The organism is Nocardia sp. 852002-20019_SCH5090214 (assembly GCF_001665865.1).
Taxonomy (GTDB): Bacteria; Actinomycetota; Actinomycetes; order Mycobacteriales; family Mycobacteriaceae; genus Nocardia; species Nocardia nova.
In genome coordinates, this window is the sequence record NZ_LZMK01000193.1 from 1 (window position 1) to 10,974 (window position 10,974).

Here is a 10,974-nt window from a genome sequence, read left to right on the forward strand (position 1 = left end):
GCCTGCGAACACCCCCTGACCGACGCCGAGATCGACGACCTCGGCGTCCGGGACGTGGCCGCCGATCTTGCCGCGCAGGGCCTGATCAAGCGCCGGGAGAACGGCGGGGGTCAGGCTCGCTGGTATCCGACGTCGAGCGCCTACCCACACGACGACGTGGATGTGCGCGGCAAGATCGGCGGCCACGTCCCGGACGCCGAGGTCGTCGATCTCGGCGTCGGTCAGGGGGTGTTCGCAGGCCGCGCAGAGCAGATGCGGGCCGGCGACGTAGGGGTTGTGCGGATCGGTGATGGTCGCCTCGACCGGCTTGTCCAGCAGGGCGTGCGGGTGGTGGACGAGGTAGGTGTCGAGCGGATCGTCGCGTGCCACCAGCAGTACCAGCGAGCCCTGGGTGCGACGTCCTGCGCGGCCCGCCTGCTGCCAGAACGAGGCGACGGTTCCCGGGAAACCGGCCATCACCACGGCGTCCAGCCCGGCGATGTCGACGCCGAGTTCGAGTGCGGTCGTGGTGGCCGCGCCCAGCAGCGACCCGTCCGCCAGGCCGTTCTCCAGTTCCCGCCGGTCCTCGGCCAGGTATCCGGCCCGATAGGCCGCCACTCGCCCGGCCAGCGCCGGATCCACCTCGGCCAGCATGCGCTGCACGTCGATGGCGACGACCTCGGCGGCCCGGCGGGAGCGAACGAAGGTCAATGTCCGGGCACCCTCGACGACCAGGTCGGTCATGATCCGGGCGGCCTCGGTGGTCGCCGCCCGTCGGACCGGGGCGCCGTTCTCGCCACTGAGGTCGCCGAGCAGCGGTGGTTCCCACAGGGCGACCGTTCGCGCACCCTGCGGGGAGCCGTCCTCGGTCACCGCGGTCACCGGCGCACCGATCAGCCGTGCGGCCGCCGCGGCCGGATCGGCGCTGGTGGCCGAGCACAGGACGAAGGTCGGATTCGCGCCGTAATGCGTGGCCAGCCGCCGCAACCGGCGCAACACCATCGCGACCTGGGACCCGAATACACCGCGATACGCGTGGCATTCGTCGACCACCACGTAGCGCAGCCGCCGCAGCATCCGCGCCCAGCGCTGATGCGCTCGCAGTATGCCGATGTGCAGCATGTCGGGATTGGTGAACAACCACCGCGCATTCGCCCGCCCCCACTGCCTGACCTCGGGCGGAGTATCGCCGTCGTAGGTGGCCGGATGGATATCGCGCAGGCCGCCGGCATGGGTCAACTGCGCGGCCGCGCGGAATTGATCGGCTCCGAGCGCTTTGGTCGGCGATATATACAGAGCGGTCGCTCGCGGATCCCGCCGCAGGTCGGTCAATACCGGAAGTTGATAACCCAGGGATTTGCCCGACGCGGTCCCGGTGCAGACCACGACGTGTGTTCCCGAAGCGGCCAGCTCCGCGGTTCGAATCTGATGCGTCCACGGTGCCTCTACACCGGATTCCCGCAGGGCGTCGACCACCTCCGGAGCAGCCCAGGAAGGCCAGTCGGTGATGCGCGCCGGCCGGGCCGGGAGTTCGGTCACATGGGTGATACGACTCTCCGCATCGGGCACTCCGAAAAGGACACGATTCAGCAACGATGTCCCGTAGCCGATCGCTTCTGCGGGCGTGGGGGCCGATCGCGGGCCTTTCGGATTCATCGGACCGAGACCGTGCGACGCGAAGAAAGTGTGAACCGTGTGTGCCGCCCTCGCCCGAGCTGCCAATTCACTACCGAGTAGCGACCTGCGTCACAGTCTGTTTGCCTGACGCTCGCTCGGTTATCGCTAAGCAAACCTACTTCAAGTTTGGATTTGGGCATTGTGCCCCTCACCTGCACATTCGCAAGATCATCTTTTTTGCAAATTGTCGGTAACTCGGCTGTCGAATTGCGCGCGGACATGGTTCACTAGTTCTCGGTCGCAAGCTTCTGTGTTCGAGGGAACGGATCAAAGGTCCAAACCATCAGCAGGATCGATGTTGCGAACGGTGTGCTTGAAGCTTCCTGCAGGGGGAACAGAGTACAGCGGTCGGAACGGACCCGGTGGACCAACCTAACTTGTCCGCCGTTCCGGTATGGAAAGAGAAGGAACAGAATGGCACAGGGAACTGTGAAGTGGTTCAACGCGGAGAAGGGGTTCGGCTTCATCGCGCCCGAGGACGGCTCCGCTGACGTCTTCGTCCACTACTCCGAGATTCAGGGTTCGGGCTTCCGCACCCTCGAGGAGAACCAGAAGGTCGAATTCGAGGTCGGCCAGGGCACCAAGGGCCCGCAGGCCACCGGAGTTCGCGCGCTCAGCTGAGCGAGTAACCCAACAAGGTCCGATCTCTCGTCCCTCACCGCGAGCACGCGGTGAGGGACGAGTCATATGCGGGGGAAGTAGACTCGATCGAAAACCGGGGCTTTTCGATGTGATCGAGTTGCCCACAAGGGGGTTTTTCTGCAGTTCGCAGCCATTTCGGTTCGGACGGTACGGACGGGGAAGTACCGCGCAGAACAGCCGAGACTCCAGGGTCGCGGGGCCGCAGTGCGGACTCCACGACAGCGAAACACGGTATAAACGTCTCTGGCGGGAGACATTTGTCTCTCCCTCTTGCCCCAGCCGCGCGCCGCGCGCCTGCGCCGCGCGGGTCGACAGGAAAGGTGTGTTCGCCGGTGGCAACACGAGACCGCGGTGCATCGCCGACTCCCGATGCGGCTTCCGCCGGGCCCGACGCGGCCGCATCCGGCCGGGGGCGTCCCCTGCGTCGTCTCGTCATCGTCGAGTCGCCGACCAAGGCACGCAAGATCGCGCCCTATCTGGGCCGCGGTTATACGGTCGAGGCATCCGTCGGCCATATCCGAGATCTGCCGCGCGGTGCCGCGGACGTGCCGGCCAAATACAAAGGCCAGTCCTGGGCTCGGCTGGGTGTCGATGTCGACCACGATTTCGAGCCGATCTATGTCGTCAGTCCGGACAAGAAGGCCAAGGTCTCGGAACTGAAGACACTGCTGCGTGATGCCGACGAACTGTATCTGGCCACCGACCCCGACCGCGAGGGCGAGGCCATCGCCTGGCACCTGCTCGAGACGCTGAAGCCGAAGATTCCGGTCCGGCGAATGGTGTTCCACGAAATCACCGAGCCGGCCATTCGCGCGGCCGCGGCCGATACTCGCGAACTCGACAACGACCTGGTCGACGCCCAGGAAACCCGGCGCATCCTCGACCGCCTCTACGGCTACGAGGTCAGCCCCGTGCTGTGGAAGAAGGTCATGCCGCGACTGTCGGCGGGCCGTGTGCAGTCGGTCGCGACCCGCATCGTCGTGCAGCGCGAGCGCGAGCGCATCGCGTTCCGTTCCGCGGAGTACTGGGATATCGCGGCGAAATTCGACGCTGGCGGCGGCCCGAGCGACGAGGCCAACCCGCGCATCTTCGGCGCGCGGCTGGTCACGGTCGACGGTGCACGCGTCGCGGGCGGCCGGGATTTCGGATCCGATGGTCAGCTCAAGGCCCGCAACGGTGTCACCGTGCTCGACGAGGCCGCGGCACGGCGGCTGGCCGCGGCACTGGACAAGGCGGATTTCCAGGTCACCTCGGTCGAATCCAAGCCGTACACGCGGCGGCCCTATGCGCCCTTCATGACCTCGACGCTGCAGCAGGAGGCCGCCCGCAAGCTCCGCTTCGGGTCCGAGCGCACGATGCGGGTGGCGCAGCGGCTGTACGAGAACGGCTACATCACCTATATGCGTACCGACTCCACGACGCTGTCGGAGTCGGCGATCAGCGCGGCGCGGGCGCAGGCGACCCAGTTGTACGGGCCCGAGTTCGTGCATCCGACGCCGCGGCAGTACACCCGCAAGGTCAAGAACGCGCAGGAGGCGCACGAGGCGATCCGGCCCGCCGGTGACACCTTCGCCACGCCGGGCCAGCTGCACGCCCGGCTGGACCAGGACGAGTTCCGGCTCTACGAACTGATCTGGCAGCGCACGGTCGCCTCGCAGATGGCGGACGCGCGCGGCACCACGCTGACGGTCCGGATCACCGGCCGCGCCGGTACGGGCGAGGAATGCGTGTTCTCCGCATCCGGGCGCACCATCACGTTCGCGGGCTTCCTCAAGGCCTATGTGGAAAGTGTCGACGAGGATGCGGGCGGTCAGTCCGACGACGCGGAATCGCGGCTGCCCGCGCTGACGGAGGGCCAAGGCGTCAACGCCACCGAGCTGACGCCCGATGGGCACACGACCAATCCGCCTCCGCGCTACAACGAGGCCTCGCTGATCAAGGCGCTCGAGGAGCTGGGCATCGGACGCCCGTCGACCTACGCCTCGATCATCAAGACCATTCTGGACCGCGGCTACGTCTACAAGCGCGGTAGTGCGCTGGTGCCGTCCTGGGTGGCGTTCGCGGTGGTGGGCCTGCTGGAGGAGTACTTCGGCCGCCTGGTCGATTTCGATTTCACCGCGGCCATGGAAGACGATCTCGACGCCATCGCCGGCGGTCGCGAGCAGCGCGGAAATTGGTTGACCAGCTTCTATTTCGGTGGTGACCACGGCGCCGAGGGTTCGGTGGCGCGTTCCGGCGGACTGAAGCGGATGGTCGGGGAGCGGCTCGACGATATCGATGCCCGCGAGGTCAACTCGATCAAGATGTTCACCGACGACCAGGACCGCGACATCGTGGTCCGGGTCGGGCGCTTCGGTCCGTATCTGGAGCGCATGGTGCAGAACCCGGACGATCCGGATGGCGATCCGATCTCCCAGCGCGCCAATCTGCCCGACGATCTGCCGCCGGACGAATTGACGCCCGAGGTCGCGGAAAAGCTGTTCGCGACCCCGCAGGAGGGGCGCTCGCTCGGTGTGGATCCCGAAACCGGACATCGGATCGTGGCCAAGGAAGGTCGCTTCGGGCCGTATGTCACCGAGATCCTGCCCGAGCCGGAGGCCGATCTCGACGCCAAGAAGGGCGCCAAGAAGGCCGCCGCGCCCAAACCGCGAACCGGGTCGCTGCTCAAGTCGATGGATCTGTCGACCATCACCCTCGAGGATGCGCTGAAGCTGCTGTCGCTGCCGCGGGTGGTCGGCAAGGATCCCGAATCCGGTGACGAGATCACCGCGCAGAACGGCCGCTACGGCCCGTATCTGAAGAAGGGCACGGACTCTCGCTCGCTCGCCACCGAGGACCAGATCTTCACCGTGACCTTGGAAGAGGCGTTGAAGATCTACGCCGAACCCAAGCGGCGCGGACGGCAGGCGGCGAGTGCGGCGCCACTGCGGGAGTTGGGCAACGACTCCGCCACCGGCAAGCCGATGGTGATCAAGGACGGGCGGTTCGGCCCGTATGTCACCGACGGCGAAACCAACGCCAGCCTGCGCAAGGGTGACGAGGTGGAGTCGATCACCGACGAGCGGGCCTCCGAGCTGCTCGCCGATCGCCGCGCCAAGGGACCGGTGAAGAAGGCGGCCAAGAAGACCGCGAAGAAGGCACCGGCGAAGAAGACCGCGGCGAAGTCGACGGCGAAGAAGACCACCGCGACCGCCAAGAAGACCACCGCGAAGAAGACCGCGGCCAAGAAGGCGCCCGCGAAGAAGGCGGCGGTGAAGTCTCCGGCCGAGTCGTAGCGCGCGGCCCGAGTCGTGGCGGGAGCGTCTCGGTGCCGGTCGGTTTGTCGGTGCGGCCGATTAGGGTGTAGCGCGTGGCAGGTGTCTTCGATCGGCTCGTGGGCCAGGACTCGGTCGAGTCCGAGTTGACCGCTGCCGCCGTGGCGGCGCGCGCCGGAATCGCGTCCTCGGCGATGACGCACTCCTGGCTGTTCACCGGGCCGCCCGGATCCGGCAGATCCGTTGCCGCACTGTGCTTTGCGGCCGCGCTGCAATGTACGGCGGAGGGCACGCCCGGTTGCGGGCACTGCCATGCCTGCACCACCACCATGGCCGGCACCCACGGCGATGTCCGGCGGGTGATTCCGGAGGGCCTGAGCATCGGCACCAAGGAGATGCGCGAGATCGTGCAGGTCGCGGCCCGGCGCCCCAGCACCGGGCGGTGGCAGGTGGTGGTGATCGAGGATGCCGACCGATTGACCGAGGCCGCGGGCAACGTGCTGCTGAAGGTGGTCGAGGAACCGCCCGAGCGGACCGTGTTCCTGCTGTGCGCGCCGTCGGTGGACCCGGAGGACATCTCGGTCACTCTGCGATCCCGGTGCCGGCATGTTCATCTGGTGACGCCGTCGGTGGACGCCATCGCCCAGGTGCTGCGCGAGCGTGACGGGCTGGCCCCGGAACAGGCGGCGTGGGCGGCCTCGGTGAGCGGCGGACATGTCGGTCGCGCCCGCCGCCTCGCGACCGACGAGCAGGCCCGCGCCCGCCGTACCCGGGCATTGTCGCTGGTCTCGGCGGTCGCGCGTCCGGCCGCCGCCTACGCGGCCGGTGACGAGCTGGTCAAATCCGCCGAGGAGGAGGCCAAACAGGTCAGCGCGGAACGGGACGAGCGCGAGCGCGACGAGCTGGCGACCGCGTTGGGCGCCGGCGGCACCGGGAAAGGCGCCGCCTCGGCGACCCGCGGTTCCGCCGGGGTGCTGAAGGACCTCGAGCGCCGCCAGAAATCCCGCGCCACCCGCACCAGCCGCGATGCCCTCGACCGGGCGCTGATCGACGTCGCGGGCCTGTACCGCGACGCGCTGGCTCTGCGTTTCGGGACGTCCGCCGCGAATCCCTCCCCGGCGATCACTCTCACCCACCCGGACCTGTCCGATCAGATCCGCGATCTGGCCGACGAGGTGCGGCCCGAGGGACTGCTGCGTTCCATCGAGGCCGTCCTCGCCTGCCGCGAGGCTCTCGACCTGAACGTCAAACCCCGCTTCGCCATCGCCGCGATGGTCGCCGGGCTCATCGCGGCCCGCTCCGCCTGAACCACCGCGCAACCGACCGTCGGCGATGTCAGCGACAAAAGTGCTCAAAGGGTGAGCACTTCAACGGGCAGCATGGTGTTCGTCGAGAGGACGAACCGTGATGCGAAAACTCCCTGCTGTCAACCGCTTTCCCGATGCCGCCGCCTGGGCCGACTGGCTGGACGGTCACCACACCGACGACGGCGGCGCCTGGCTGCTGATCGCACGCAAGGGATCGTCCGCGCCCCTGATCACCATCGACGATGCGGCCGAGGTGGCCATGTGTTACGGCTGGATCGACGGTCACCGGCGCGCGCGCGACGACCGCTCGTTCCTCCAGCGCTACTCGCGCCGGCGACCCGGCAGCACCTGGTCGCAGGTGAACGTCGTGCGAGCCGAGGCCCTGATCGCCACGGGCCGGATGCGCCCACCCGGCCTCCGTGCGGTCGAGGCCGCCCGCGCCGACGGTCGCTGGGATGCCGCCTACGCGCCACAGCGCTCGGCACCCGTGCCGGCCGAGCTGTCTGCGGCTCTGGCCGAAGACGCCGATGCCGCGAACCGCTTCGCCGCCCTGGACCGAACCGCCCGGTACCTGCTGGTCCTTCCCCTGCTCAAGGCCCGAACCCCCGCCGCCGGGGCTCGCAGGCTGGCCGAAATCATGGCCACACTGCACCGATGACCTGCCGTTTTCGTGTTCGGTCGCCGAAGACGATAGACTCGCACCGCCGAAAGGCACGCCGCCTTAGCTCAGTCGGTAGAGCGCTTCACTCGTAATGAAAAGGTCGGGGGTTCGATTCCCCCAGGCGGCTCCATACTCCCTGTCAGGGCCGAGTGGATCTCAGGGCCGAGCGGATGGCTTTTGCCGCCGAAGCTCGCATGAGCTCGTGGTACGCGATGGTGTTACGGCCCGCGCTCGAATGCACTGAACCTTGCCGACGTGTTCGTCGGGGGCATCGGCGGATCCGCGCAGCCTCCAGCCGCCCGCACGGCTGGGTTGCGAGATGTACTGTCCCGCAACCTGTCCGCCGGATCAACGGGTTTCCCGAGGCCGGCGGAGGTACATGGTTGAGGTCTCATGTCCCTTCGCCCAACGACAACGGCGAAGATGCTGCGCTGAGCTTCCGGGTGAAGGCACCCAACCATCCCGAGGCGCGAGTGCGCCGAGATGTACTCCCCGCTCCTGATACGCAACGCGCAAGCCCTTTCCGCACAGACCGAGCAGCGTGTCGAGTGCGGTGCGGTTGCCGCGCTGGAGCGGCGGCCTGCACGGTTCTACTGCCTTGTGGTCGACGTGGAAGACGCGTAGCGCGGTCACGGTTGTGGGAAAAATATGGGATGTGTCGGAATTCCGGCGCGATGAATCAATGGGAATATTCAGCTTCGACATTCTGTTCTGGTCCGATCGAATTGGTATTACCGATCCCGTTACGGTGATTTCCGCGGCTGGTTCGGTCGGGTGCCGGTCGAGCGGCTGCACTGGCTCGTCGGCGGCTGCCGGGTGGTGGCGGCTCTCAACTCGCAGGTCGTTCTCGCTGGTCAGCGCGGGTTAGGGCGGCGCGAAAACGGAGCAGAGCGGACACTGCTAGGGAATTCTCGGTGGCCGGCTTTGCCGCGGCAGGGCGTTTCAAGTCGTATAATCCCGTTATGGCGGATGACCAGTCCTCCACAGAATTTCCCGAGGCGCCCGTTCTTGTGGTGCAGACGCGAGAGCGCGTCTATCGGCTGCACGCGGGAGGTTCATACAATGTCGGCCGCGATCTGGCGGCCGACATAGTCGTCACCGATCCGCGGGTATCTTCCGTGCACGCCGTCTTGGAGCGTGGGTCGGACGGTTGGGAAATCGAGGACGCGCACAGCCTCAACGGCACCTTTTTCGACGGTCAGCGCGTCGATCGGATGCTGATCGATCATGACGAGACGTTCCAGCTCGGTCACGCCGTGAACGGCGAGCAGTTGCTCTGTTCGGTGGAGGGGCAAAAAGGACAGCACGGCGGCGAGTCGTCCGGCGATACCGGCGGCGACACGATGCTCGTCCCCGATCCCGGCTACCAGCTCGATGATGAAGACACGATGACGACGTTCCATCCGGGGGGCCGCCCCCGGCGGGTTGCGCGGTCGTCGCCTCCGGCGGCTCACCCCAGTGCGGTCGTCCGGATCGTCTCGGACACATTCCGGATCGGGCGGGCCTCCGACAACGACATCGTCGTGCCCGACCTCATGGTCTCCCGTCATCACGCCGAACTGCGAGTGACCGGCGCAGGCCGGTATCGGGTCGTCGACCTCGACAGCCACAACGGCACCTACGTCAACGGCGCCCGGGTCGATTCGGCGGACCTGTCCGAATCCGACTTGATCGGCATGGGGCATACCACCTACCGGCTGGTCGGCGACGAACTGCGGGAATACGTCGACACCGGTGACGTGTCGGTCTCGGTGCAGAACCTCATCGTGCGCACACCGGAAGGCAAGGTTCTCCTCGACGAGGTGAGCTTCCCGATTCCGCAGCGCTCGCTCGTCGGGGTCATCGGACCCAGTGGAGCGGGCAAATCGACGTTGCTCGGCGCGGTGACCGGGTTGCGTCCGGCGACAGAGGGGACGGTTCGTTACGACGGACGTGACCTCTACACCGACTACGACGAACTCCGCCACCGCATCGGACTGGTTCCGCAAGAAGACATCCTGCACAGCCAACTTCCGACGCGGCGCGCGCTCCTGTACGCGGCCGAACTCCGCTTCCCCGGTGACACGCGCCCCGAGGAGCGCGAGCAGCGGGTCGATGAGGTCCTCGCCGAGCTCGGCTTGGCCCGGCATGCCGACACGCGCATCGATAGGCTCTCCGGTGGCCAGCGCAAACGGGTGAGCGTCGCACTGGAGTTGCTGACCAAACCGTCCCTGCTGTTCCTCGACGAGCCGACCTCCGGCCTCGACCCGGGCCTGGACAAGACGGTCATGGAAATGCTGTCCGAACTGGCCCACGACGGGCGCACCGTGATCGTCGTCACCCATAGTGTCGCGAACCTCGATTCCTGCGACCGCCTCCTCGTGCTGGTACCCGGCGGTCGGCTGGCCTATTACGGACCGCCCGCGGAGGGGTTGCAGCAGTTCGGGCAGCGCAGTTGGGCCGAGGTGTTTCAGTCCTTCGACCGCGAGGAGGACCGCGACTGGGCTGCTGAATTCCGAGAATCGCCACGCTTCGAGCAGTACGTGGAGGTCGGGCCGACCGACGATGTCGGCCCGGCGGACGTACACGCACCGGCACCCCCGCCCGCGCCGCAGTCCAAGCTCAGCCAGCTCAGTACGGTGTGCCGGCGATACCTGGCGGTCATCGCCTCGGACCGAAGTTACCTGGCGCTGCTCGGCGTGATGCCGCTGATTCTCGGTGGCTTGATCGCCGCGGTGCCGTCGGGCGAGGGTTTCGCCGGGGCGCCCGGAACCAACACCGATGCCCCCACCAAGCTCATGATCTTGGCATTCGGTGCCTGTTTCATCGGCACCGGCAACTCGATTCGCGAGATCGTCAAGGAGCAGACGATCTACCGCAGAGAACGCGCGGCCGGACTGTCCGCGGGGGTCTACCTGATGTCGAAGCTCCTGGTCTTGGGCGTGATCACCATCCTGCAGGCGGCGGTGCTGTTCTTGATCGGCACCATCGGGGTGAGCATGCCGGCGAAAGGCGTATTCACCTCGGTCCCGCTGGAGTTGATCCTGGCGATGGCGATACTCGGCATCGCCTCGCTGGCGTTGGGCTTGCTGGTCTCGGTGTCGGTCAACACCTCGGAGAAGACGCTGCCACTGCTGATTGTGCTGTCCATGGCGCAACTGGTGTTCACCGGCGGTTTGGTACGGCTGCCCGGCACCCCTGTTCTGGAACAGCTGTCCTACCTGTCGCCGTCCCGCTGGGGCTACGCTGCGGCAGCGGCCACCCTCGACCTGGACACCCTGTCGCCGCACAATGGCGCACCCGACCCGCTGTGGCGACATACCCTGGGCACGTGGCTGCTCGACATGGGGGTCCTCGCCGGCCTGGGGGCCGTCTTCCTCGCGCTGGCCGGATACCGGCTGTATCAGCTGCGTCCACGGCGGCGCGGCGCCCGCACCGCGCGGATTTGACGCCGACCGATTACGGCACGACCTCG

At 67.2% G+C, this 10,974-nt stretch carries 6 protein-coding genes and 1 tRNA gene; 6 read left to right on the forward strand and 1 reads right to left on the reverse strand.

Going from position 1 to position 10,974, the window contains the following annotated elements; translation table 11 throughout:
• Positions 1–1,635: DEAD/DEAH box helicase (locus tag A5780_RS15440; RefSeq protein ID WP_156769510.1), on the reverse strand; the 1,635-nt coding region annotated here is incomplete at its 3' end.
• Between the two features lie 435 nt (positions 1,636–2,070).
• Here A5780_RS15440 and A5780_RS15445 point away from each other — a divergent pair.
• The 6 genes from A5780_RS15445 (at position 2,071) to A5780_RS15470 (ending at position 10,948) form a co-directional block, all read left to right on the forward strand.
• Complete coding sequence (locus A5780_RS15445) at positions 2,071–2,277, forward strand: cold-shock protein (RefSeq protein WP_011206895.1); 207 nt, start codon at positions 2,071–2,073, stop codon at positions 2,275–2,277.
• Between the two features lie 440 nt (positions 2,278–2,717).
• A complete protein-coding gene (gene topA, locus A5780_RS15450; protein ID WP_064908812.1) occupies positions 2,718–5,573 on the forward strand; it encodes a type I DNA topoisomerase in 2,856 nt (951 codons plus the stop codon).
• A gap of 74 nt (positions 5,574–5,647) precedes the next feature.
• On the forward strand, positions 5,648–6,859 hold the full coding sequence (locus A5780_RS15455; RefSeq protein WP_064902444.1) for a DNA polymerase III subunit delta': 1,212 nt from the start codon (positions 5,648–5,650) through the stop codon (positions 6,857–6,859).
• Positions 6,860–6,959: 100 nt separating this feature from the next.
• Positions 6,960–7,517 (forward strand): YdeI family protein, encoded by a 558-nt coding sequence (locus tag A5780_RS15460; RefSeq protein WP_064902443.1) that lies wholly within the window; start codon positions 6,960–6,962, stop codon positions 7,515–7,517.
• Between the two features lie 57 nt (positions 7,518–7,574).
• A tRNA-Thr gene (locus A5780_RS15465) sits at positions 7,575–7,650 on the forward strand.
• 784 nt (positions 7,651–8,434) lie between these two features.
• Positions 8,435–10,948 carry an FHA domain-containing protein gene (locus A5780_RS15470; RefSeq protein WP_146098702.1) on the forward strand — a complete coding sequence of 838 codons (2,514 nt, stop codon included), beginning with the start codon at positions 8,435–8,437 and terminating at the stop codon, positions 10,946–10,948.
• Positions 10,949–10,974 lie beyond the last annotated feature (26 nt).